29 protein-coding genes are annotated in these 23,185 nt (G+C 66.8%); 16 read left to right on the top strand and 13 right to left on the bottom strand.

Annotation, left to right across the window (positions count from 1 at the left end):
• Positions 1 to 313: 313 nt before the first annotated feature.
• On the top strand, positions 314 to 1,135 hold the full coding sequence (locus PGN27_RS15525; protein ID WP_335326918.1) for a PaaI family thioesterase: 822 nt from the start codon (positions 314 to 316) through the stop codon (positions 1,133 to 1,135).
• A gap of 146 nt (positions 1,136 to 1,281) precedes the next feature.
• Positions 1,282 to 2,049, top strand: a complete 768-nt coding sequence (aqpZ, locus tag PGN27_RS15520; RefSeq protein ID WP_335328740.1) for an aquaporin Z — start codon at positions 1,282 to 1,284, stop codon at positions 2,047 to 2,049.
• Positions 2,050 to 2,055: 6 nt separating this feature from the next.
• On the opposite strand, the gene PGN27_RS15515 is transcribed toward aqpZ, so the two are convergent.
• The 3 genes from PGN27_RS15515 to PGN27_RS15505 form a co-directional block, all read right to left on the bottom strand.
• Positions 2,056 to 2,595 (bottom strand): Dps family protein, encoded by a 540-nt coding sequence (locus PGN27_RS15515; protein WP_030137625.1) that lies wholly within the window; start codon positions 2,593 to 2,595, stop codon positions 2,056 to 2,058.
• Positions 2,596 to 2,687: 92 nt separating this feature from the next.
• A complete protein-coding gene (locus tag PGN27_RS15510) occupies positions 2,688 to 3,584 on the bottom strand; it encodes a DNA-3-methyladenine glycosylase family protein (RefSeq protein ID WP_335326917.1) in 897 nt (298 codons plus the stop codon).
• 10 nt (positions 3,585 to 3,594) lie between these two features.
• Positions 3,595 to 3,954 (bottom strand): DUF427 domain-containing protein, encoded by a 360-nt coding sequence (locus tag PGN27_RS15505; protein ID WP_335326916.1) that lies wholly within the window; start codon positions 3,952 to 3,954, stop codon positions 3,595 to 3,597.
• A gap of 64 nt (positions 3,955 to 4,018) precedes the next feature.
• Here PGN27_RS15505 and PGN27_RS15500 point away from each other — a divergent pair, with 64 nt between their 5' ends.
• A complete protein-coding gene (locus PGN27_RS15500; RefSeq protein WP_335326915.1) occupies positions 4,019 to 4,474 on the top strand; it encodes an SRPBCC family protein in 456 nt (151 codons plus the stop codon).
• On the opposite strand, the gene PGN27_RS15495 is transcribed toward PGN27_RS15500, so the two are convergent.
• Positions 4,471 to 5,841 carry an NAD(P)/FAD-dependent oxidoreductase gene (locus tag PGN27_RS15495; protein ID WP_335326914.1) on the bottom strand — a complete coding sequence of 457 codons (1,371 nt, stop codon included), beginning with the start codon at positions 5,839 to 5,841 and terminating at the stop codon, positions 4,471 to 4,473. The genes PGN27_RS15500 and PGN27_RS15495 overlap by 4 nt on opposite strands.
• Before the next feature lie 75 nt (positions 5,842 to 5,916).
• Between PGN27_RS15495 and PGN27_RS15490 the strand changes: the two genes are divergently transcribed.
• The 3 genes from PGN27_RS15490 (at position 5,917) to PGN27_RS15480 (ending at position 7,903) form a co-directional block, all read left to right on the top strand.
• On the top strand, positions 5,917 to 6,384 hold the full coding sequence (locus PGN27_RS15490) for a DUF4262 domain-containing protein (RefSeq protein ID WP_335326913.1): 468 nt from the start codon (positions 5,917 to 5,919) through the stop codon (positions 6,382 to 6,384).
• Between the two features lie 75 nt (positions 6,385 to 6,459).
• Positions 6,460 to 7,311: a DUF222 domain-containing protein gene (locus PGN27_RS15485; protein ID WP_335326912.1), complete on the top strand. Its 852-nt coding sequence runs from the start codon at positions 6,460 to 6,462 to the stop codon at positions 7,309 to 7,311.
• A gap of 67 nt (positions 7,312 to 7,378) precedes the next feature.
• Entirely contained in the window at positions 7,379 to 7,903 is a 525-nt protein-coding gene (locus PGN27_RS15480) for an HNH endonuclease signature motif containing protein (RefSeq protein WP_335326911.1), read from the top strand.
• Between the two features lie 74 nt (positions 7,904 to 7,977).
• Here PGN27_RS15480 and PGN27_RS15475 read toward each other — a convergent pair whose 3' ends face one another.
• The 3 genes from PGN27_RS15475 to PGN27_RS15465 are packed head-to-tail and all read right to left on the bottom strand — an operon-like array spanning position 7,978 to position 9,946.
• A complete protein-coding gene (locus PGN27_RS15475; RefSeq protein WP_335326910.1) occupies positions 7,978 to 8,997 on the bottom strand; it encodes an NAD-dependent epimerase/dehydratase family protein in 1,020 nt (339 codons plus the stop codon).
• Positions 8,994 to 9,488 (bottom strand): nuclear transport factor 2 family protein, encoded by a 495-nt coding sequence (locus PGN27_RS15470; protein WP_335326909.1) that lies wholly within the window; start codon positions 9,486 to 9,488, stop codon positions 8,994 to 8,996. The genes PGN27_RS15475 and PGN27_RS15470 overlap by 4 nt, the downstream gene beginning before the upstream one ends.
• A 20-nt stretch (positions 9,489 to 9,508) precedes the next feature.
• Positions 9,509 to 9,946 (bottom strand): hypothetical protein, encoded by a 438-nt coding sequence (locus tag PGN27_RS15465; protein WP_335326908.1) that lies wholly within the window; start codon positions 9,944 to 9,946, stop codon positions 9,509 to 9,511.
• A gap of 61 nt (positions 9,947 to 10,007) precedes the next feature.
• On the opposite strand from PGN27_RS15465, the gene msrA reads away from it, so the two are divergent.
• Entirely contained in the window at positions 10,008 to 10,517 is a 510-nt protein-coding gene (gene msrA, locus PGN27_RS15460; protein ID WP_019510611.1) for a peptide-methionine (S)-S-oxide reductase MsrA, read from the top strand.
• 1 nt (position 10,518) lies between these two features.
• Here the strand turns inward: msrA and PGN27_RS15455 are convergent, their stop codons facing one another.
• Positions 10,519 to 11,835: a cytochrome P450 gene (locus PGN27_RS15455; RefSeq protein WP_335326907.1), complete on the bottom strand. Its 1,317-nt coding sequence runs from the start codon at positions 11,833 to 11,835 to the stop codon at positions 10,519 to 10,521.
• 107 nt (positions 11,836 to 11,942) lie between these two features.
• Between PGN27_RS15455 and PGN27_RS15450 the strand changes: the two genes are divergently transcribed.
• Positions 11,943 to 12,569, top strand: a complete 627-nt coding sequence (locus PGN27_RS15450; RefSeq protein ID WP_335326906.1) for a TetR/AcrR family transcriptional regulator — start codon at positions 11,943 to 11,945, stop codon at positions 12,567 to 12,569.
• Here the strand turns inward: PGN27_RS15450 and PGN27_RS15445 are convergent.
• Entirely contained in the window at positions 12,515 to 13,084 is a 570-nt protein-coding gene (locus PGN27_RS15445; protein ID WP_335326905.1) for a TetR/AcrR family transcriptional regulator, read from the bottom strand. The genes PGN27_RS15450 and PGN27_RS15445 overlap by 55 nt on opposite strands.
• A gap of 53 nt (positions 13,085 to 13,137) precedes the next feature.
• Between PGN27_RS15445 and PGN27_RS15440 the strand changes: the two genes are divergently transcribed.
• The gene (locus tag PGN27_RS15440) at positions 13,138 to 13,785 is read left to right on the top strand and encodes a class I SAM-dependent methyltransferase (protein WP_335326904.1); all 648 of its coding nucleotides are present in this window, start codon (positions 13,138 to 13,140) and stop codon (positions 13,783 to 13,785) included.
• On the opposite strand, the gene PGN27_RS15435 is transcribed toward PGN27_RS15440, so the two are convergent.
• The 4 genes from PGN27_RS15435 to PGN27_RS15420 form a co-directional block, all read right to left on the bottom strand.
• Positions 13,782 to 14,858: an MMP endo-(1,4)-3-O-methyl-alpha-D-mannosidase gene (locus PGN27_RS15435; protein WP_335326903.1), complete on the bottom strand. Its 1,077-nt coding sequence runs from the start codon at positions 14,856 to 14,858 to the stop codon at positions 13,782 to 13,784. The genes PGN27_RS15440 and PGN27_RS15435 overlap by 4 nt on opposite strands.
• A 1-nt stretch (position 14,859) precedes the next feature.
• A complete protein-coding gene (locus PGN27_RS15430) occupies positions 14,860 to 15,576 on the bottom strand; it encodes a class I SAM-dependent methyltransferase (RefSeq protein ID WP_335326902.1) in 717 nt (238 codons plus the stop codon).
• A complete protein-coding gene (locus PGN27_RS15425) occupies positions 15,570 to 16,817 on the bottom strand; it encodes an MMP alpha-(1->4)-mannosyltransferase (protein WP_335326901.1) in 1,248 nt (415 codons plus the stop codon). The genes PGN27_RS15430 and PGN27_RS15425 overlap by 7 nt, the downstream gene beginning before the upstream one ends.
• Before the next feature lie 67 nt (positions 16,818 to 16,884).
• Positions 16,885 to 17,424 (bottom strand): hypothetical protein, encoded by a 540-nt coding sequence (locus tag PGN27_RS15420; RefSeq protein WP_335326900.1) that lies wholly within the window; start codon positions 17,422 to 17,424, stop codon positions 16,885 to 16,887.
• Between the two features lie 106 nt (positions 17,425 to 17,530).
• On the opposite strand from PGN27_RS15420, the gene PGN27_RS15415 reads away from it, so the two are divergent.
• The 7 genes from PGN27_RS15415 to PGN27_RS15385 all read left to right on the top strand — a co-directional run bounded on the left by PGN27_RS15415 (position 17,531) and on the right by PGN27_RS15385 (position 23,154).
• Complete coding sequence (locus PGN27_RS15415; protein ID WP_335326899.1) at positions 17,531 to 19,366, top strand: hypothetical protein; 1,836 nt, start codon at positions 17,531 to 17,533, stop codon at positions 19,364 to 19,366.
• 8 nt (positions 19,367 to 19,374) lie between these two features.
• On the top strand, positions 19,375 to 19,545 hold the full coding sequence (locus PGN27_RS15410) for a hypothetical protein (protein WP_335326898.1): 171 nt from the start codon (positions 19,375 to 19,377) through the stop codon (positions 19,543 to 19,545).
• 1 nt (position 19,546) lies between these two features.
• Positions 19,547 to 19,951 carry a hypothetical protein gene (locus PGN27_RS15405; RefSeq protein ID WP_335326897.1) on the top strand — a complete coding sequence of 135 codons (405 nt, stop codon included), beginning with the start codon at positions 19,547 to 19,549 and terminating at the stop codon, positions 19,949 to 19,951.
• Entirely contained in the window at positions 19,948 to 21,228 is a 1,281-nt protein-coding gene (locus PGN27_RS15400) for a hypothetical protein (protein ID WP_335326896.1), read from the top strand. Before PGN27_RS15405 ends, PGN27_RS15400 begins: the two co-directional genes overlap by 4 nt.
• 17 nt (positions 21,229 to 21,245) lie before the next feature.
• Positions 21,246 to 21,797 carry an isochorismatase family protein gene (locus PGN27_RS15395; protein WP_141867234.1) on the top strand — a complete coding sequence of 184 codons (552 nt, stop codon included), beginning with the start codon at positions 21,246 to 21,248 and terminating at the stop codon, positions 21,795 to 21,797.
• A gap of 92 nt (positions 21,798 to 21,889) precedes the next feature.
• On the top strand, positions 21,890 to 22,351 hold the full coding sequence (locus PGN27_RS15390) for a MarR family winged helix-turn-helix transcriptional regulator (RefSeq protein ID WP_335326895.1): 462 nt from the start codon (positions 21,890 to 21,892) through the stop codon (positions 22,349 to 22,351).
• Positions 22,348 to 23,154, top strand: a complete 807-nt coding sequence (locus PGN27_RS15385; protein ID WP_335326894.1) for an ATP-binding cassette domain-containing protein — start codon at positions 22,348 to 22,350, stop codon at positions 23,152 to 23,154. The genes PGN27_RS15390 and PGN27_RS15385 overlap by 4 nt, the downstream gene beginning before the upstream one ends.
• Positions 23,155 to 23,185 lie beyond the last annotated feature (31 nt).

Genomic DNA, 23,185 nt, shown 5'->3' with positions numbered 1-23,185 from the left:
CAGACCTAACTAGACTATTTGCCCCCTTTTCATTCGGACCGGCGCAGCCAACCTCCGGATCACTCAATCATCCTGTGCGCCAGCACTTTTCGTCATGCAACGGGCTGCCGCGCACGGACCGTCCCCCGCGGCCCTGCTATACACCCTCTGCTTAAATGTTTGCTACAGTGGGCATATATTATCCTGAACTGTGGTTTTGATGATGCATTAATTTGCTCAAAGACTAGCCAGATTCTTAGAAATGCCCGACGGCCGAGCCGCGCATACCCCCAGGTGGTATGACCCTCGTCGGACCGGGTGAAGCTGATCGGTGATGTCATACCCACTGAACACTCCGGTCGGTCGCTTCGGCATATGCGATGTCGAGCAGGGACCGACCACCTATTCGGCCGCCCTGCCGGTCGAGGCCTGGCGCAATCCGTTCACCGGGGCACCGAGCCTGGCAGCCGTGGGAGTTCTGGTCGATCACATTGCCGGCTACCCCAACCATGCTCGCCGGCCTGACGACCATTGGACGGTAACCAGCGAGCTGACAATCGAGTTCTGCCCGGGCGCACAGCACACGCTGGCTGCCGATCACGCCGCACCGATCATGGCAACCAGTCGGACGCTCGGCGTCCCCGCCGGAACCTCACTGTCGGTATGCGACCTCACGCACGACGGCCGGCCGATCGGGCACGCCACGATACGGTCCTTCTACATCGAAGCCGCTTCGGGCAATGCGGATCTGCCCGCTCCCGAGCCGGGACCGGACACGATTCTGCCGACCGAACTCGGCGATCTGCTGGCCGTCGAGGTGGCCGAGGCCGGAGCTGAGTCGGGCGGCGCACGCGTGCTTCGGCAGCACGCGCACCCGGCGATCAACAATCACCTCGGCGCCGTGCACGGCGGAATCGTGGCCGCCGGCCTGGAATTGGTGTCCGCCGCTGCACTGAACACCGACCCTGCACAGCGACCACTGCACACCGCGTCGCTGCGGATCAACTATCTGCGCCGCCTGATCGGCGGCGGTCAGGCTCATTACCGCGGGACCGCGCTGCACGCCGGGCGCAGCAGTGGAGTGGCCGAGGCCCAGGGTTTCGACGCCGACGGCCGGTTGGCGCTGACCGCTCGCCTGACGGCCTACCGGGACTAGATCACGCGACGGTGGAGATTCGGCGGCGCCGCGTCTCCATTGCGAAGCGATCGGATCTCAACCGATCCGATCAGCGCGCCCGCGGTGGGACTCTCGGCGAATCAGCTGTTGCCCGACCTAGGAGCGGCACCATGTCCACAACCGCCATGTCCAAACCCACGATGACACATCGACTCGCAGCCGAGTTCATCGGAACCTTCTGGCTCGTCCTCGGCGGCTGCGGCAGCGCCGTATTCGCCGCCAAGTTCCTCGCCGACGACGGCGTGTCACTGGGAATCGGCTTCCTCGGCGTCGCATTGGCCTTCGGGCTCACGGTGCTCACCGGGGTGTACGCCTTCGGCACCATCTCCGGCGGGCATTTCAATCCCGCGGTGACGCTGGGTGCGGCATTGGCCAAACGTGTGGAGTGGACCGCAGTGTTACCCTACTGGGTGGTCCAAGTGATCGGCGGATTCGCCGGCGGCGCAGTCATCTACGCGATCGCCAGCGGCCTACCGGAATGGAGCGCCACCGGCAACATGGCCGCGAACGGCTACGGTGTGCACTCACCCGGTGGATACTCCCTGTGGTCCGTGCTCATCGCCGAAGTAGTGCTGACCTTCATCTTCCTGTTAGTCATCCTCGGCTCCACCGATGACCGCGCGCCGAAGGGATTTGCCGGGCTGGCAATCGGTTTGACGCTCACCCTGATCCACCTGATATCGATCCCGATCTCGAACACTTCGGTGAACCCTGCGCGCTCCACCGGCGTCGCGCTGTTCAACGCCGATGGAGCGCCGAGCCAACTCTGGTTGTTCTGGCTTGCCCCGCTGTTGGGAGCGGCAATAGCCGGGGTCGCCTATCCGCTGTTGTTCGGTGTCGCAGAGGAACTCGCCGATCGCCCGGTGCGCGACGACCAGCTCGACGCCCGCTGAAAGCGGTCAGCGGGCTTGGTCAGCCGCACCCTTTTCGGTCGACTTCCCTTCGTGCACAAGAGTGCCACCGGCACTCTCCAGGTGCGCGCGGACGAACCACTGGAACTTCTCCAGCTCGCCGGCGTGGCCGATGAGCATGTCCTGGGAGACGAGGTCGATGTCATCGAGGCGTTCGATGTTCTTGCGAGTGTCCTCGATGATCCCGGTATAGACCAGGTCGAGGGCCGCCAGATGGGCCTGCACCTTGTCGCGGTTCACCGAATAGTCGTCCCAGCTGCGGTCGTTGATGATCGCACCAGGCGTTCCGAGCGGCGACGCGCCCAGTGCCGCAATACGTTCGGCCACTTCATCGGCGTACCCGCGAACGAGGTCGACCTGCGGGTCGATCATCTCGTGCACACCGATGAAGTTCGGCCCGACCACATTCCAGTGCACATGCTTGAGGGTCAGGTGCAGGTCGTTGTAGCGGCTGAGTTGCTTCTGCAGCAGTTCGGCCACCTCGCTGCCCTGCTTGTCGGACAGCCCGGGGATGGTGAACGAGGTCATGGTCGCTCCTTCGCGTGACGTCATGGTGTCTTCGGCATCGACGTGCCTGACGGTCGTTTACCCAACCGTGCCGCCCGGTAATCACCGTTCGATCAGAGCGCGCGCAGGTTAGGAATGGCTTGCCTCGGTGCCCGGCGCGGATTGATGGCGAGCCCGCTGGCATAGAGCAGCCGCACCGCGCGCTGACGATGCGGCCGCAAAGGCTCCAGCAACTCCACCATCGCCGCATCGTCGATCGGGACCCCGAGCAGGCTCATTCCGACCGTCGTCGCGAGGTGATAATCGCCGACCGAGATCTCGTCCGCATCACCGAATGCGCGCTGCACGGTTTCGGCCGCGGTCCATATCCCCACGCCTGGCAGCGATCTCAGCCCGCGCACCGCCTGCGCGGCGCTCAATCGCTCCAAGGCCTCACCACGCTGTGCACAGCCGACCACGGTCCTGGCTCGCCCTGGGTCCACGTTGGCCAGATGGAACTCCCAGGACGGAATGCGCCGCCACACCTCCGCGCTCGGCGGGACCCGCATACCGGCCGGCGCGGGCCCCGGGGCGGGCTGGCCGAACTTCGTGGTCAGGATGCGCCACGCCCGGAACGCGTCCTTGCCGTACACCCGCTGTTCGATGATCGCCGGGATCAGGGCCTCCAGCACGCGGCCGGTGCGGCCCAGCCGCAGGTGTGGCACCCGCCGATGCGCCGCGGCGAGCGTGGGGTCGGCAGGTGAGAACCCGGCATTGTCGTCCTCGACGCCCAGCAAGGCGGGCAGACCGTCGATGAACTCAGCCGCCCCGTCTCCCCACGCCTCGCATTCCACGGTGTCGACGGCGGTCTTGGCGATGCGGGCGGTGACCGGCCCGGTGCGCATCAGCGACGTCCGCCAGGTGTCGGTGCCGACGATCTGGAAGCACGGGTCTGAACCGCCGCGCCGCAATGGGGCCAGCGTCAGACCGGGACTGACGGGCCCGTCGAACCTCAGCGTGGCGGACGGCACGCCACCTAATCTAGGCCAGTTCTATCCGCGCCTTGTCCGGGTAGAAGGCGACCCGGCCGGCGATGTCGGCGACCGCAGGGTAAGGCTGCTGATAGGTCCAGATGACGTCGGGCACCTCGCCGACGTTGTAGTAGTTCGCGTCGCCCTTGTAGGGGCAGTAGGTGGTGGTCTCGCTGGCGGAGAGCACGGCGGGATCGACGTCGGCCAGGGGGATGTATTGGACCGGCGGATAGCTCGCCTCCTGCAGGGTCAGCGCGTCCTCGGTCCGGGCGACCACGGTATCGCCCACGCTGACGGTGACGCGCCGTCCGGTCGGCGTGATGGTGATCGGGTGCTCGGAGCTCGGCTGCATCGGTTGCCGCACTGTCATGGCACCTTCAACATCGCAACCACGCACGTGATTCCCGTCACCGGTCGGTCGTTACGATCGCTGCATGAGTGCACCGGTTCAAGCGTCCGTCACCATCGCCGCCGAGCCGGCCGCGGTCTACTCGCTGATCACCGACTTGCCGACGATGGCGTCGCTGGCCGAGGAAGTGCACACCATGTCGTGGACGAAGGGGACCGCGGCCACACCCGGCGCGGTGTTCAAGGGGCAGAACAGCAACGGTGCGAAATCCTGGAGCACCACCTGCACCGTCACCGCGGCCGATCCCGGTAGCGCCTTCGCCTTCGACGTGAAGTCGGCGATGCTGCCGATCGCGCACTGGCGCTACGACATCGTCGCCGCCGAGGGCGGATGCACGGTCACCGAATCGGTGTGGGATCGACGCGCCGGGTGGTTCAAGAAGGTCGCCGGTCTGGTAACCGGCGTGAGTGACCGCGACAACGCCAACGCCGAACACATCCGGCTGACCTTGCAGCGCCTCAAGGAGCGCGCGGAAGCCTAGGGTTTGCGGGTGATCAAATCGGCCACCCGCGCGATCGGCGACGTTGCCGCCGATCCGCTGCGCGCTTCGTGCCGGTCGGCCAGCTTGTACGCGGTATAGAGACCCCGGACCCCGAGCCAACGCAGTGGTTCGGGTTCCCAGTTGCGAGATTGGTGGCCGACCCACGGCAACCGGGTGCGATCGGTGCGGTGTCCCAGGACCAGGTCGGCCAACGTTCGCCCGGCCAGGTTGGTGGCGGTCACCCCGTGCCCGACATATCCGCCCGCCCAGCCGAGACCGCTCGCGCGATCCAGCGCCACCCCGGCCTCCCAGTCCCGCGGTACCGCCAGCACCCCACACCACCCATGCGCGATGGGAACCTGCCGCACCTGAGGCAGCAGTGAGTGCAGCACCTCGGTCAGCGATCGGATGGTGCGCGCCGGCACCCGGCCGTCATTGTCGGTGCGCGAACCGAACCGGTAGGGCACACTGCGGCCGCCGATGGCGATCCGGTCGTCGACGGTGCGCTGGGCGTAGAAGAAGCCATGCGCGGTATCGCCGACGAGTTCCCTTTCTTCCCAACCGATCTCATCCCACAGCTCGGCGGGTATGGGCTCGGTGGCAATCATCGAGCTGTTCATGGGTAGCCAGCGCCGGTGCAGGCCCGGCAGCGCCGAGGTGAATCCTTCGGTGGCGCGCAGCACGATGGGCGCCCGCACGGTTCCGCTCACGGTCACGGCGCGACCCTGGGCGATCTCGTGGACCGGTGACCGCTCGTAGAGTGCGACACCGAGGCGTTCGACGGTGTCCGCCAGACCCCGCACCAGCGCAGCAGGTTGGATACGCGCACAGTGCGGGCTGTGATAGGCCGACAGCATGCCGTCGAAGTCGATCCGTTGCGCCGCTTCCGCTTTGGTCAGCACGGTCACGTCGTTGAGCCACTTGCGCTCCTCGGCGGCCGCGGCGGACAGCCGGGCGGCCTGAGCGGGGTTGCGGGCGATTTCCAGATTCCCACCCTTGATCGCACCGGCCTCGATGCCCTCGGCGGCCGCGACGGCGATCACCTCGTCGACCGCATCGTTCAGCGCCTGTTGCCATGCCAGGACCTTTTCTCGGCCATGGCTTTTCGCCATCCTGTTCCGGTCCCCCGGAACCAGGCCGGACAACCAACCGCCGTTCCGCCCGGACGCGCCGTAGCCGGCGAATCTCGCCTCGAGCACCGTGACCCGCAGGGACGGGTCCGCCTTTTTGAGGTAGTAGGCAGCCCACAATCCGGTGTATCCGGCACCGACGATGCAGACATCGGCATCGCGATCACCCGGCAGCCCGGGCCGTGGCGTCGGAAGCGTGTCGAACCAGTGCGATACCTGACCGTTGATCGTGGGCACCTGACGATTCTGCCAGCCGCGTTGTCGGTGGTCCGGCGGATGGTGAGGCCCAAGCACTCACGGAAGGGGCACATCATGTGCTGGCAATGCGATCATCCCGGAGCTACCCGGGCCGACTATCTGGAAGTCCTGCGCCGCCTGGCGCGAAAGAACGGCTGGGCCGTGCAATACGTCGAAACCGATCCGCCGTTCGCGTACACCATCGGTTTGGCCGATGCGGGGCTGCCGGAACTGCTCATCACCGGCCTTCCGCCGGAACGTTCCATGTGCCTGTTGAACGCGACGGCGCATTACATGGTGCACGAGGTCGAGCCGGTACCCGGCGACACCATGTCTTTCGGGGACGGTTCGGTGGCCGAATTCGTCGAAGTCAGCGCACCCGATGTGCACATGGGATGGGCGGTGGCCTACCACGGCGGACCCGTTCGCGGCATGCAGGTCGCCTGGCGTGACGACGACGGTCACTCACCGTGGTGCCCCGATTTCAATCTCGGCGGTCCGCGTCAGCCCGTCCTGGGCATCCGAGGACCGACCGAAGGCTGACGCGGCAAGCCGGTGACCCCCGCACCGCCCGAGCGCTCGCACGAACCGTCGGACCCCGGTGGCATGATCGAACGTATGAGCGAACGGTCGGGCGTGGGGGTTCACCTCGATGCCGCGCGCGATCAGCTGCACGCCGAACGCACCGCGGCAGTGGCCAAGATTTTGGCGGCCGGCCGGTTCGCATTGGCGCGGATGGCCGAGTTGGGCCACCGGTGCGAGGACATGATCGTCGATGACTGGGATCTGGTGGCCGCAGAACTCGGCGCGGAACTCGGGATCAGCCGCGGCCGGGCCTGCACGTTGATCACCCAGGGCCGCGACCTGCTCACCCGGCTCCCGGCATTGGCCGAGGTGTTCGCCGGCGGTGAGGTGGACCTGCGGATACTGCGGGTCATCCTGCACCGGTGCGCACTGCTCACCGACCCCGACATCACCACCGTCCTCGACACCCAACTCGCCGAGGCCGCACCGTCGTGGAACGCCCTCTCCGATGAACGGGTCGCCGAACTGATCGACTGGATGATCATCGAGATCGACCCCGACGCGGTGCGCCGCGCCCGGGAAACCCGGCGCCGCCGCCACCTCAGTCTCACCCCGATCGGGGACGGGATGGTCGAAATCCACGGTGTAATCGACGCCGCCAAAGGCGCGGTCTTCGACCAGAGCGTGGACGCACTGGCCCGCACCGTGTGCCCGCACGATCCGCGCACCCACGCCCAGCGCCGCGCCGACGCCATCGACGCGCTGGCGTTACGGGCGACCAGCATCGCGTGTGTGTGCGGGCGGGAGGACTGCCCGGCCGCCGGTAACGAGGTCCCGACCGGTCAGTTCGTCATCCACGTGCTCGCGGAGACCGACACAGTGGCCGCCGCACAGGATGAACGTCGCGCAGGGGCCAACCCGCACGACGGCCCCCGAGGAGCATAGCAGGACAACCGAACGTCGCAGCCCGGCCGACAAACCCGCCTCACGCCCAAAGAGGCCGCGTCCAGCGTTGATCCCCGGGTACGGGCCGATCACCATCGACCAGCTCGCCGACCTGCTCCCCGCGGCCAAGATCCGACCCGTACCCGAGGCCGCCGATCTGGGTACCGAACCCGGCTATCACCCGTCGCACAAGCTGGCCGATTTCGTCGACTGCCGCGACCTGACCTGCCGCTGGCCCGGCTGCACCATGGCGGTGGCACGCTGCGATATCGACCACACCACACCCTGGCCCTACGGGCCCACCCACCCGTCGAACACCAAGCTGTACTGCCGAATCCACCACCTGATCAAGACATTCCCCTGCGGACCCGGCGGCTGGAACGACACCCAACACCCCGATGGCACCCTGACCCTCACCGCCCCCAACGGCCGGGTGTACACCACCAAACCCCAGGGTGGGCTGTTCTTTCCACAGTTCACCGTGGCCACCGCCGAACTCGGCACCATCGACATGCCACCACCGAACCCACACCGAGAACGAGCGCCCCCAAGCGATCCCGCACCCGCACCCAAAACCGGGCCTACCGAATAGCCCACGAACGCGCCCACAACCGCGCACACATCGACACCCACCCACCACCCTTCTGAAGGGCCAGCGGGCGCCGGCTAGGTTCGCTTGCGCGAATTGCGCAACGCCACCCAGAACCGTGCCGACTCGGCAATGGAGTCCTCCACCGGTGTTGGCTCCCAACCGAGTTCGCTGCGGGCCTTGGTGCAATCGACCGGCGCCTCGGCACGCATCAACCGCAACGAGGCCAGTGAGAGCTTCTCATCGGACTTACGCAACCGCCCCTTCACGGTGCCCAGCGCGGCCAGCACGTAGGTCAACGGCAACGGGATCGACCGCGCGGGCGGTGCGACTCCGGCCGCCGTGGCCGCGATCCGGGCGACCTCGGCATTACTGATCATCTTCTCCGAGATCAGATACCGCTCACCCACCCGCCCCTTCTCGGCGGCCAGGATCAACGCCCGCGCAGCATCGTTGACGCCGACGGCCTCCAACTCGATACCGCTCATCACGAAAGGGAGCTTCCCGAAGGCCGCCCCCGCGATGATCGCACCATGCGGGGTGCGACCCCAATCCTTGCCGCCGTAGGTAGTCGACACGCACATCGCCACCGCGGGCAACCCCCGGTCGCGGGCATACGACAGCACCAGATTCTCGGCCTGCACCCGCGACTGCACATACGGCGTCAGCCCTCGACGACCGATGACGTCGTTCTCGGTCGCGACCCGGCCGCGACGCCGCCCGACGGTGGCATAGCTGCTGGTGAACACGAACTTCTGCAAACCGTAGGCAATCTCGGGCTCGACAGCGATGTTCAGCACGTTGCGTGTGCCCTCGACGTTGGTGCGGAACAGCGGCGACGGGTCGCGCAACCAGCCCCGGGTGTCTACCACGCAGTAGTACACGGTCTGCGCTCCGGTCATCGCGGCTCGCAACACGTCGTTGTCCCAGATGTCCCCGACGAACCGTTGCACATCCAGGTCGTCGATACCGATGGTGTTGGCGCCCTCGCGCACCATCACCCGCACGTCATGACCGTCGGCAACCAGCTGGCGGGTCAGATGCGAACCGAGATATCCATTCGCACCGATCACCAGAACCGGGGACGTCTCCGTCATCGCGCCATACCCTTCATCCATGCGGCGGCCTCGTCGTCGAGGGTTCCGAGTTCCTGCGCCTTCTTGCACCACTTCATGGCCGCGGAGACGAACCGGAGCGGGTTGTAGATGTCCTCCTGCCTGCGCCACTGACCATCGCCGGCGTAGGTGAGGATCGAGATATTGGTGGCGCTGATGATGGTGCCGTCCCCGGGATCGCGCATGGGGTTGTCGAGTTCGCAGATGACGCGCGCGGTGGCCTCGTCGATCACCGACCATAGCGACGGGAACGCGGTCATGTGGTTACCCGGGAAGGTCTCCATCGTCTTCCAGATCCACGGCCGCACCTGCTCCCGGCCACGCATCGTGCCTGCGGCATGCTCCACATACTCGACATCGGGCGTGTACTGGTCCACCCACGGATCCCAGTCCCTGGTGGTCGCAGCCCGAGCCACGGTTTTCTCAAACGCGGTGTAAGCCTCGGCCAATTCGTCACGGGTGAATGGCGTCACACCACAAACTAGAACACGTTCTAGCCGGGTTTGTCGAGATTTCTGGCAACGGCCAACACCACCCGGTCACCCAGCGGTTCGTCGAGGCGGACCTCGACACTGCCGGGCACGGCCTGCGCGATGCACATCCGGCCGATCGACGAGGGCGGCATACCGCCGTTGAGATCGACGGTGACGGTCTCCGGGGTCTCGTCGACCAGGACGTGGACGCCGAAGCAGTCTTGGGCACCGGAGACGAAGTTCAGAAGCAATCCGTCATCGCTGCGGCTCCACGACTGCACCACCGCGGCATGCGGGTTCAGAATCTGCGGATTGTCGGCGAACACCACTCGGTGCGGGTCGGCAGGAACCTCCGGCGGAGCATCCGCAGGACTGGCCGAGGCGACCGGAAAACCCGCCGTGAGCAGGCAGCCCGCATGGATTACACCGACGAGCGCTGTTGTTACAGCTCTACGCATGGGTTCCACCGTAACGGCGGAGCACAATGGAGGGTGAACCGAAGCAAAGGAGTGATAGCGCATGAGCGACTTCCAGAAGGCCATTCTGGCCGGCGGCTGCTTCTGGGGCATGCAGGATCTGATTCGTAAGCAGCCGGGGGTCGTGTCGACGCGGGTGGGCTACACCGGCGGCGAGAACGAGCACGCCACCTACCGCAATCACCCGGGCCATGCCGAGGCGATCGAGATCATCTACGACCCCGCCGAGACCGACTACCGGGCACTGCTGGAGTTCTTCTTCCAGATCCACGACCCCTCGACGAAGAACCGTCAGGGCAACGATGTCGGCACCAGCTACCGGTCGGCGATCTTCTATGTCGACGACGAGCAGAAGTCGATCGCGCTGGACACCATCGCCGATGTCGACGCCTCCGGCCTGTGGCCCGGAAAGGTCGTCACCGAGGTGGTGCCGGAGGCTCCCTTCTGGGAGGCCGAGCCCGAGCATCAGGACTATCTGGTGCGCTACCCGACCGGATACACCTGCCACTTCCCCCGCCCGGGCTGGAAGCTGCCCAAGCGCGCGGAAGTCTGATTCACCTGGCGTGTAGCACCACGCGCCCACCGCGCTTGGGGGTGAAGGCCACTCCGCGGGAGTGCACCTTCTCCCCCGGCGCGGTGGTGGTGGCAAGGGTGAAGTGCCGCAACACCGTCCGCAGGACGACGTCCATCTCCACGTTGGCGAACACGGCGCCGACGCATCGCCGGGTGCCGCCGCCGTAGGGGACCCAGGCCAGCGGCGGACGGTTCCCGATGAACCGCTGCGGGTCGAACCGGTCGGCATTGTCGAACTCACGCTCGTGCAGCTGCGACAGGCTCACCACGATCGAATGTCCGCGCGGGATGACCCATTCGCCGAGTTCGAATGTCGGCGAATAGACGTGTCGTCCCGAGAAGTCGATGACGGTGCGCACCCGCTGGGTCTCCAGGATGACGGCCTGGCGGTACTCGTTACTGTCGCCCTGTGCCTCCTCGACCAGCCGCGCCAACACATCGGGATGCCTGCTGATCCGCTCGAAAACCCAGCCCATGGTCGAGGCCGTCGTCTCGTGGCCGGCCGCCAGCAGGGTCAGCAATTCGTCGGCGATGTCTTGGCGCGACATCGCTGTCCCGTCCTCGTAGCTGCTACGCAGCAACAGGGCCAGCACGTCATCGCGCTCGTCCAGGCGGGGGTCCGCCGCCACATCGTCGATGAGTCTGCCGACCACCTCGTCGTAGCGGCGGCGATACTCGGCCAACCGGCCCCAGGGATGCCAGCGGCCGTAGTCCCGCTTCGGGGTGGGCAGGGTCGCGCACCGCGAGCCCAGCGTCACCCACGGCGGGATGATCCGGCGCAGCTCGTCGAGGTGGGCGCCGTCGGCACCGAACACCGCGCGCAGGATCGCGTTGAGGGTGATCCGCATCATCGGTTCGAGAATCGGAAACTCCTGCCCGATCGGCCAATTCGCCGACTCGCGCAGCGTCTCTTCCTCGAAGATGCGTTCGTAGTTCTTGATGCTCTTGCCGTGGAACGGTGGGGTGAGCAGCTTGCGCCGACGACGGTGCTCGGCACGGTCGAGCGCGAAGACCGAACCAGGACCGAGGATGCGCGACAGATTGGGCTGGATGTTGCCGACATCCTCCGGGCTCGCCGTGAACAACTGCTTGGCCAGCTGCGAGTCGGTGACGATCACCGTCGGGCCGAAGACCGGCAACTGCATGCTGAAGGCCGGCCCGTACCGACCGGCCAGGCGCGCGACCACCGGACGGCGGAACAACGCGAAGCCGATACCGAGCACCGCTCGGTTGAAGGTCGGGCCGGGAGGCAGTTTGATGGCGGGGGTATCGATACGTTCGACGGTCGCTTCGCTCATGACCACACACTCCAGACCGGTTGGTGGTACTGCGGTGTACCACGGGATGTGAGCTACGGTACTCCCCGGTACCGCGCGGGGCAAGAGTCGATTGAGGAGGAGGTTTCATGAGCGACGAGACGTCGTTCCGGGTCCGCCTGCTCGACGGGCTGGCCGCCTCGATCGCCGAACGCGGCTATCGCACCACCACGGTCGCCGACATCGTGCGCCATGCCCGCACCTCCAAGCGCACCTTCTACGCCGAGTTCACCGATAAGGAACAGTGCTTCATCGAGCTGCTGCGGGCCGACCATGAAGCACTGATCGCCGAGATCCGCGCCGCCGTCGACCCGCAGGCACCTTGGCAGGACCAGATCGAGCAGGCCGCCGAGGCCTACGTCGCCCATATCGACGCAGGGCCCGCGATCATGCTGAGTTGGATACGGGAACTGCCCGCCCTCGGCGCCACGGTGCGCACCGTGCAGCGTTCCGCGATGAGCGGACTGACCGAGATGCTCGTCCAGCTGACCAGCAGTCCGGGCTTCCAGCGCGCGGACATCGCACCGGTGAGTCGCGAACTCGCGGTGATCCTGCTCGGCGGACTACGCGAGCTCACCGCCCTGACCGTCGAGGACGGCGCACCGGTACAGCGCATTCTGGCCCCGGCCATCACGGCGTCCGCCGCGATCCTGGGTACGGATCAACGCAGGATCAGCCGCGCAGATTTCAGCAGCCGCAGCGAGATCTCCGGATAGTCCTCGTAACCCATGCCCGCCCACACCAGCGTTCCGGTGTAGAGCAATTCGAGCGCCTCGATGACATCGGCATCGACCGCAGCACCCAGCGCCGCCACGAGGCGGCCTCGGATATCGGCGCCGATACGCCCCCGCAGCGCATCGACATCGGGGTCCTTTCCGAGTAGCGCATTGGTCACCGCGCCGGCGAACTCGGGCTCACCGGCCACCAGCGCCGAAATATGCTCGAGCACCTCCAGCACCCGGGTAGCCGGGTCCTCGGACTCGTGGGCGGCCAGCGGCGATTCTGCGAGTCGCCGCCAGAACACCTCAGCGACAAGGTGTTCCTTCGACGAGAAGTAGGTGTAGGCGGTCGCGGCACCGACCCCGGCCTGCGCGGCCACCCGGCGCACCGTCAACGCCGCGAATCCGTCGCTCGCCAGCAGCTCCAACGCCGCCTTGCCGAGACGATCGACGGTATCGGCCTGCTTGGCACTCAACCGACGGCGCGTCGACTCCAGAGTCGCATCGGACACGTGTCCAGACACTACTGCAACCCCGGCTCACCAGCAACGGTAGGTTGTCTGCCATGAGCACCGCACAGGCCGACCTGCCATCCGAAACCGCCCGGCTCTTTGCGTTCGCCGAGCAGGTCACCGGCTTCCTGCCCGCCGACGAGGGACGTGCGCTCTACGACGCGGCCGTGCGCTACCTGGCCGGCGGCGTCGGCGTCGAGATCGGCACGTACTGCGGCAAGTCCACCGTGCTACTCGGGGCGGCCGCCAAGCAGACCGGCGGCATCATCTACACCGTCGACCACCACCACGGTTCCGAGGAACACCAACCCGGCTGGGAATACCACGACACCAGCCTGGTCGACCCGGTCACCGGCCGGTTCGACACCCTGCCCACCGCACGGCACACCCTCGATCTCGCGGGTCTCGACGAGCATGTGGTGGCCATCGTCGGGAAATCGCCTGTGGTAGCCAAGGTCTGGGCGACGCAGGTGCAATTCGTGTTCATCGACGGGGGACATACCGAGGAGGCCGCCCAGCGGGACTACGACGGATGGGCCAAGTGGGTGACGCCCGGCGGTGCCCTGGTGATCCACGACGTGTTCCCCGACCCGAACGACGGCGGGCAGGCGCCGTACCACATCTACCGGCGCGCCATCGATTCCGGCGATTTCACCGAGGTATCGGCCACCGGCTCGCTGCGCCTGCTGGAACGGCGCTAACGATTCGCCGGACCGGATGCGGCGCAGGCACAGTCGAATTCGCTCTCCAGCCCGCGCGGTAGGTCGGTCCGGAAAATACCGGCGGCCGGGGTCGTGCTCGACAACGCGTCGGCGGCCAGGATCATCGCGGCACCGGTCCAGGTGGTGCGTTCCTCGGGCCAGCGCTTCCCGTCGGCGAACACCAGTCCGGTCCAATACGAACCGTCACCTTCGCGCAGGTGCTGCATCGCGGCGAACTGCTCGTGAGCCCTCGTGCGATCACCGATGGCATCCAACGCCATTACCAGTTCACAGGTTTCGGCGCCGGTGACCCACGGCCGATGGTCCACGCAGCGGATACCGAGGCCATCGACCACGAAATCATCCCAGCGCGCCTCGATACGGGCCCGCGCGACATGCCCGCGCAGGGCACCGCCTAGTACCGGGTAGTACCACTCCATTGCGTGGGAGTCCTTGGCGTTGAACGACTCCGGGTGCTCGGCGATGGCATGGCCGAGCTGGCCGAGTGCCACCTCCCACTCCGGTTGCGGGTCGTCCAGATAGTTGGCCAGCGCCAGTGCACACCGGATACTGTGGTAGATGCTGGCGCATCCGGTCAGCAGCGCCTCTTCGATCAGACCGGCATCGCTTTTGGCCCAACCGATCTCGCCGCCGGGAAGCTGCATCGACAGCACCAGATCGATCGCCCCGGATACCGTCGGCCACATGAGTTCGGCGAAGCGGCGGTCTCCGGTGATCAACAGGTGATGCCACACCCCGGTCGCGATATATGCGCAGAAGTTACTGTCGGTGTTGGCATCCTCGATGACACCATTGCGCAGCTGGATCGGCCAGGACCCGTCCGGTCGCTGGGCCGTCCGGCACCACTCGAAGGCCGCCCGTGCCGGCTCCAGCAGTCCGGCCACCGTCAGCGCCATGGCATTCTCGACGTGATCCCACGGATCGGTGTGTCCGCCCACGGACCACGGAATGGCACCCGATGACTCTTGGGTGTCGGCGATGGAGACCGCGGTTTGAAGGCACTGCTCGGGTGTCAGAACACCCGCGACACCGGGGATCTCGTGGGCGGTCATCTCAGACCGCGGGCTTGCGGAAGTAGAGGGCGACACTCTTGCCGATCAGCGGATTCAACGCGGCCTCGGCCTGCTTGGTGACCCACGGCCTGCTCATCATGTCCCAGACCAGCAGCTTGTGGTAGGCGGTGACCACCGGGTGATCCGGTTTGTCCACGCCGACAGCGCATTTGAGCCACCAGAACGGCGAGTGCAGCGAATGCGCGTGCTCACTGTGGGTGAAGTGCATTCCGCGGCCGGTGATCTTGTCGCGCAGCTCGTCGGCCTTGTAGATGCGGATATGGCCGCCCTCGTTGGCGTGGTACTCATCCGACAGCATCCAGCAGACCTTTTCCGGCAGCCAGCGCGGCACCGTCACCGCCAGCGCACCACCGGGTTTGAGGACTCGGACCAGCTCGGCGATGGCGGCGTCATCGGCGGGGACATGCTCCAGGATCTCCGAGGCGATCACACAGTCGAAGGTTCCGTCGGCGTAGGGCAGGTCGAGGGCATCGCCCTTGACGGCCTCGGCGCGTGCCGAGGACGGAGCCTCACCCTGCTCCCTCATCGCGGTCAGGATCGCGTCGACATCGTTGAGATCCTCGACGCTCTGGTCGAAGGCGATGACGTCCGCGCCCCGCCGGTAGGCCTCGAAGGAATGCCGTCCGGCCCCGCAACCGACATCGATGACCGATGTCCCCGGGCCGATACCTAATCTGTCGAAGTCGACGGTCAGCACGCAGTGCGTCCTTTCTGAATTCTCTCGGCGGCTCGCTGGTAGACCGCGACGGTCTGTGCCGCAACGGATTCCCAACTGAATACCTCGACAGCGCGGCGACGGCCTGCGGCACCGAGGCGGTGTCGCTCGGCGGGTGAATCGAGCAGTTCACCGAGCACGGTGGTCAATTGGTCGACATCGGCGGGCGGGACCAACCGTGCACACTCCCCCTCGGCGCCCAGTACCTCGGGCAGCGCGCCAGCCCGGCTGGCGACGATCGGGGTACCGCTGGCCATCGCCTCGACCGCCGGTAGCGAGAAACCTTCGTACAACGAAGGGATACAGGCGATCTCGGCCGAAGCCAACAAACCAGCAAGATCCTCGTCGGACAATCCGCTGGAGATGTGCACGATATCGGAGATGCCCAGTTCGGCGATGAGCTTCTCGGTCGGACCGTTGGGCTCGAGCTTGGACACCAGCTGCACATCGAGGTTGTGATGGGCGCGCAACCGAGCCACCGCATGCAGCAGATTCCCGACGCCCTTGAGCGGCACGTCGGCGCTGGCGATCGCGATGATGCGGCCGGGCTCCCGGGACTCGGCCGGCTTGAACAGCTCGGTGTCCACCCCGAGCGGCACCACGTGTAGCTGATCGGCGCTCACCCCGAAATCCTCGGCGATATCGGCCGCCGACGTCGAGGAGACCGTCAGCAGTTCGGGGATGGCGCGCGCGACCTTCTTCTGTGTCTCGGCAAAGGCGTACCACCGCCGCACCAGCGGCTTACGCCACCATGGGGCGGCTGCCACCTCGAGGACCCGGTCCCTGGTGATCGGATGATGCACCGTGGCCACGACGGGCAGACCCATGCCCGCGATGCCCAGCAGCGCCGATCCCAGACTCTGGTTGTCGTGCACGACGTCGAACTCGTCGCCGCGCTCGGCCATGATCCGTTTGACCCGCATGCAGAACGTCTTGGGCTCGGGGAACCCGGCCGTCCACATGGTCAGCAGTTCGAGCAGGTCGATGTGGTCGCGGATCTCGCGCGGGTGCGGAACCCGGAACGGGTCGGGCTCGCGGTAGAGGTCCAGGCTGGGCACCTTGGTGAGCCGGACGCGCTGATCGAGGCCCTCCGGATAGGGCTGGCCGGAGAACACCTCGACCTGGTGGCCGAGTTCGGCGAGACCCTGGGACAGGTACCTGACGTAGACGCCCTGACCACCGCAATGGGTCTTGCTGCGGTAGGAGAGAAGAGCAATACGCACGTCAGCTCAATCCGCTGAACTGCAGCGCAGGCATGCTGGACATGTGTCCAGACTATAGTTCGACGCGCTAGGGGGCGCAACGCGGTACGGGTCGGATCGGTAGCACGAAAGCGAACGGTCTGCCGAATCCGAGGCCCTGCAGCTGCGCTTGCCGGACATCCGAGACGGTGACCTCCCTCAGTTCACCGGACGCCGGATCGAAGCAGCGCAACCGTTCTCCGGCCAGCGCCACGATCAGGACCCAGTGCCGCGGGATGAGATGCCCGATCAGCATGGGCACCGGGCCGCCGGCGCGCACGGTGGCCAGCACATCAGCCATCCCGTCCACCCGCCCCGGCAGCAATCCGCGCGCGATCCGCCAGCGACAACGCACCCCGCAGCGGTCGGCGATGGCGGCGGCCAGACCCGGCGGTGTCATCCCCAGCCGCCGCGGCCAGACCCGGTTCACCTGTCGATGCACCATGTCCTGCTCGGTGCCGAACCAGCCGGGACCCGCCCGCAGCCGCGCCCGGTAACCGTCGTCCAGCAACGCGGCGGCCACGACCGCGACGGTGGGACCGCAGCTGATCCCGTCGCGTTGCCGAAGGCGATAACCGGCGAGCTTCATCGACACCGAGGCTAATCGTGACGTGGTACCCCTGGTTTCGGATAACCGATTCTGGCAACATTACCGGCCGGTAAGAACGTCGACGGCGACTCAATCGGGGGTGCAGATGGCAGGCACGTTGTCAGTCTTGGCAGTGGAGGCCACCGAGGGCGGTGGCGCCGCGCTGGACCAGATCATCGGTATCTCGATCGCGACCGCCATCATCACCGCGGGGCTGCTGTGGATCGGCATCCTGCACCGCACCCGCCGGATCACCTGGCTGGGCAACCTCGGGGACAAGGTCGGCGCCAAGATGAACCGGCCCGCCTGGGTGGCTCTGCCGACACTGCTGTTCACCTCGACGATCATCTGCGCCATGTTCGGCTTCATCTGGGATGTCAGCCTGCATATCGGCAAGGGCCGCGACTCCGGCCCGCTGGCCAATCCGGCGCACTATTTCATCCTGGTCGGACTGTTCCTGCTCTTCATCGCCGGCTCGATGGCGATCATCCTGCCCCACGAGAAGCCCGGGCCCGCGGCCATCAAGATCACCAGGACCTGGTACGCGCCGGTGGGCGGCATCCTGATGGCCGCCTGCGGCCTGTACGCGCTCATCGGGTTCCCGCTAGATGATGTCTGGCACCGCATCTTCGGCCAGGACGTCACGCTCTGGGGGCCGACGCACCTGATGCTGATCGGCGGGGCCGGCCTGTCCCTGGTCGCGGTGCTACTGCTCGAACACGAGGGCCGGCTGGCATCGGGAACCGCGACCGACGACAGCTCGCTACCAACGATCCTGCGGTACTTCGCCTTCGGTGGACTGGTCATCGGCATGTCGGTCTTCCCCGTCGAATACGACTTCGGCATCGAGCAGTTCCGGCTGGTGCTGCACCCCATGCTGGTCGCCGCGGCGGCCGCGCTGGCATTGATCGCCGCACGCATCACCATGGGTCGCGGCGCGGCGATCGCGGCCGTGCTGTTCGCATTGCTGATCCGCGGCATCGTCGCGGTGGCCGTCGGCCCGGTGCTCGGTGCGCCCTACAGCTGGTTCGCGCTCTACCTCGGCCCGGCTCTGGTGGTCGAGCTGTTGGCACTCACCCCATTGATCAAGCGGCCCATCGTGTTCGGCGCGGTGGCCGGTGCCGCCATCGGGACGGTCGGATTGTGGCTGGAGTCCTTCTGGATCGACACCGTCTTCATGTACCCATGGCCGACCTCGATGTGGGCCGAGACCCTGCTCACCGCCGCGCCTGTCGCCATCCTGATGGGCATGTGCGGCGCACTGCTGGGGATCGTGCTGACCGGGCGGCCACTGCCCAAACGCGCGCTGAGCATCGGCATCATCCTCGTGACGGTGCTGACCATCGGTGCCGCCGTTGGCAACGGGTTGAACATCTCGGTGCCGCAGAACGCCAGCGCACAGATCACCCTGACCGAACTGCCCAGCCCCGCTGGGCAGCGGATGGTGAGCGCCGATATCCGCGTCACCCCCGCCGACCTGATCAGCGAGGACCCCGAATGGGTGTCGATGCTGTCGTGGCAGGGCGGACTGGACAACGAGCGCGGACTGGTGGTCGACCATCTGGAACGGCTCGGACCAGGGCACTACCGCACCACCCGACCGATCCCGGTGTGGGGTACCTGGAAGACGTTGGTCCGCGTCCAGGACGGGCGCACCATGGCCGCCGTGCCGGTCTTCTTGCCCGCCGATCCGGGAATCGGTGCCACCGAACTGCCTGCCGAGCAGTCGATCAATCGACCGTTCGTCCAGGAGATCGAGATCCTGCAGCGTGAGCGCAATCTCGAGGTGCCGAGCTGGTTGTTCACCGCGGCCTCCCTGGTGGTCCTGCTGTGCTCGCTCATCCTCATCGCGGCGTTGAGCTGGGGTGCGGGTCGGATCAACGACCGGGAGATGAGGGTGGACACCGAGTCGACGCCCAAACATCCGGTGCCGCAACACTGAACACCTCGATGACCTACCTGGCCGACCATTCGCTGCTGCTGGCGCTGCCGGCCTTCGCGCCCGCGGTGGTGGTCGCCGGTGTCGTCGCCTATGTGGCGATCCGGGACCGACGCACCCCCGACGACAGCGACAACGACGACGACAATGACACCGTGCACACCGACGAGGAGAGGACGTAGTTTGCGGTCATTGATCGTGTTGGCCACCGCGGCACTGGTATCTGTGGGGTGCAGCAGCCAGCCACCCGACCGTCCCGAGGAAACGGCCCAGCCCGCCCCATCCGGGGTCCCGACCCTGACCGACCAGCAGGCGGCACCGGAGCAGGTCACGCTCGAGGTCACCATCGCCGGCGGCCAGGTCACCCCGACCAATGAGCAGCTGCAGGCACGTGTCGGTGAGCCGATCCTGATCAGGGTCACCAGCGACACACCTGACGAACTGCATGTCCATGCCACCCCCGAACACTCCTTCGAGGTGAAACCCGGTCCGGCGCAGACGTTCCAGTTCACCGTCGAGGTGCCCGGCAAGGTCGACGTGGAGCTGCACGAGGCGCATCGCGTCGTCGCCACCATCGCGGTGCAGTGACCGTACTGGCGCACGGGCTCGGCGGCTCGACCGATCTGCCCATCCCGTTCACCTACGCGCTGATCGGCGCCGCCTGGACGCTCACCTTCACCTTTGCCCTGGTCGCTCTCGCCTGGCGCACACCGCGATTCGATGCCGACGCACCCGGACGTCCGCTGCCCGACGCGGTGACCCGCATGGTGGACTCGGCCATCACGCGCTGGGTGCTGGCCGGTGCCGGTATCGCGTTCACGGTCTGGGTCACCGTGGCGGCCGTGACGGGCCCGCAGGATTCCCGCAATGCCCTGCCCGGGGTGTTCTACGTGCTGCTGTGGGTCGGGTTGGTGGCGGTGTCGGCGCTGTTCGGACCGCTGTGGCGGGTGCTGTCACCAGTGCGCACCATCGCCCGGCTGCTGCGGGTGCGTGGCGACCGCATCAGCTATCCGGCCCGCCTGGGTTACTGGCCGGCAGCGGCGGGGTTGTTCGCCTTCGTCTGGCTGGAGTTGGCCAGCCCCGATCCTGGATCGCTTGCGGCGGTCAAGATCTGGCTGTTGGTGTACTTCGGGATCACCATCGTCGGCGCACTCGTGTGCGGTCCGCGCTGGTGCGCGCGGGCGGACCCGTTCGAGGTGTACAGCATGGTCGCCTCGCGGTGCGCACCGTGGCGACGTAATCCGGACGGCCGCATCGCCATCGGCAACCCGTTCGACCGTCTGCTGTCACTGCCGGTCCGCCCGGGTATCGTCGCCGTGCTGGCAGTTCTGTTGGGCTCCACCGCTTTCGACAGCTTCTCGGCCATCCCCGGATGGCGCAGTTTCGTCGATGCCCACGCCGACGGACAGTGGGGAGCCAGTGCCATCAAGACGGCCGGGCTGGCAGTCTTCGTCGTCACCGTCGGCGTGACGTTCAGCTTGGCGGCCGCGGCCACCGGTGGGGTGGATAACGCGCGCCGCAGGCAACTGCCCGGCTTGATGGCGCACTCGCTGATACCGATCGTCATCGGATACGTGTTCGCCCACTACCTGACCTACCTGATCGAAAAGGGTCAACAGACGGTGCACGCGTTGCTCGGAATGCAGGACGCGCAGGTCTACTACCTGCTGTCCATGCATCCGTCGCTGCTCGCATCGCTCAAGGTGGGCTTCGTGCTGCTCGGACACGTGGCGGGCGTGGTGGCCGCCCACGACCGTGCGCTGCGGGTGCTGCCCAAGGGGCATCAGATGACCGGGCAGCTGGCGATGATGCTGGTCATGGTGGGCTACACATTCCTCGGGCTCTATCTGCTCTTCGGTGGCTGAGCGATACGGTTGTCTGCATGCGGGCGCTGATCGTGGTGGATGTGCAGAAGGATTTCTGTGAGGGCGGTTCGTTGGCCGTCGAAGGTGGTGCCGCGGTCGCCGGCGCGATCACCGGCCTGCTCACCGGACACGACTACGATCACGTGGTCGCGACCATGGACTTTCACATCGACCCCGGTGAGCATTTCTCCGACACCCCGGACTATCGGGTGTCCTGGCCGAGGCACTGCGTGGTCGGCACCCCCGGGGTCGACTTCCACGAGAATCTCGATCCCGCCGCGGTCGAGGCGGTGTTCACCAAGGGTGAGTTCTCGGCCGCCTACAGCGGTTTCGAGGGCACCGATGCCGATGGCACCTCGCTGACCGATTGGCTGGCCCGCCGAGGTGTGGACGCCGTGGACGTGGTGGGTATCGCCACCGACTACTGCGTGCGCGCGACCGCGCTGGATGCCGCTGCAGCCGGGTTGCGCACGCGGGTGCTGCTACCGCTGTGCGCGGGGGTCGCCGCGGACACCACCGCCGAGGCGGTGACCCTGCTACGGGCGCGCGGCGTCGAGGTCACGGAGTAGGGCCGGCAGACCCGTCCTGTTCGCGCGCTGAGCGCTCACCCGCCCATCGTCACGTCTGCAGATAGATCTGTAACAGAGGTAATGTGTGGGCCATGCGTACCCGCACCGATCTGGCCGGCGAACTGTTCGGCGTGGTCGGACGATTCCGTCGCCAGCTGCGCCGATCCACAAAAGGCACAGCAGGCGGATTCGACCACGACGGTCTGACCCAGTCACAGACCGAGCTTCTGCGACTCGTCGGCCGCCGCCCCGGGGTGTCGGTGCGCGATGCGGCCGCCGAGCTCTGCCTGGCCCCCAACACCGCCTCCACGTTGGTCTCCCGCCTCGCCGCCGAAGACCTGCTGATCCGTTCGGTGGACAGCAGCGACCGCCGGGTGGGCCGGTTGCGGCTCGCTCCCGCCGCACAGCAGATCGCCGATCGGTCCCGCGAGGCCAGGCGCACCGCACTGGCTGGTGCGCTGGACCGACTCGACGACGACCAGATCGCCGCGCTCACCGCCGGACTGGACGTCCTCACCGAGCTCACCCGGATTCTGCAGGAGGACAACCCGTGACCGCTGCGGCCATCGACTGTCGCGGACTCACCCATCGCTACGGCAAGTTCACCGCGGTGGACGGGCTCGACCTGCTGGTCCGCCCGGGCGAGACGGTCGGCCTGCTCGGGCCCAACGGGGCCGGCAAGACCACCGCGATCCGCGTCCTGACCACCCTCACCCCGATCCAGCAGGGGCAGGTCCATATCTTCGGTCTGGACGCCCGCCGCGACACCATGGATATCCGATACAACATCGGCTATGTACCACAACAACTTTCCATCGAAGCGGCGTTGACGGGTCGGCAGAACGTCGAACTGTTCGCCCGCCTCTACGATATCGGGCGCCGGGACCGCGCCACCCGGGTGGCCGAGGCGATCGACGCCATGGGACTGACCGAGGTCGCCGACAAACCCGCGGGCAGCTTCTCCGGCGGCATGGTGCGTCGCCTCGAGCTCGCGCAGGCACTGGTGAACCGCCCCTCACTACTGCTCCTAGACGAACCGACCGTGGGCCTGGATCCCATTGCCCGCGACAGTGTCTGGGACCAGGTCGAGCGTATGCAGCAGGACTTCGGGATGGCGGTCCTACTGACGACGCACTACATGGGCGAGGCGGACGCCCTGTGCGACCGAGTGATCCTGATGCATCACGGCCGGCTGCAGGCCGAAGGCACCCCGTCCGAGCTGAAGTCGACAGTCGGCAAGGATGCCACCCTTGAGGACGTGTTCCGCCACTATGCCGGCTCGGACCTCGACAACGCGGCTCCGGCCGGCCTGCGTGAGGTCCGTGCCGCCCGAAGGACGGCACGCCGTGTCGGTTGATATCCCCGTCCCCCTGATCCGTGCCCCGCGC

Source organism: Mycolicibacterium neoaurum (assembly GCF_036946495.1).
GTDB lineage: Bacteria > Actinomycetota > Actinomycetes > Mycobacteriales > Mycobacteriaceae > Mycobacterium > Mycobacterium neoaurum_B.
The sequence above is the reverse complement of the archived record's forward strand: the minus strand, read 5'-3'. Positions and strand labels throughout refer to the sequence as shown.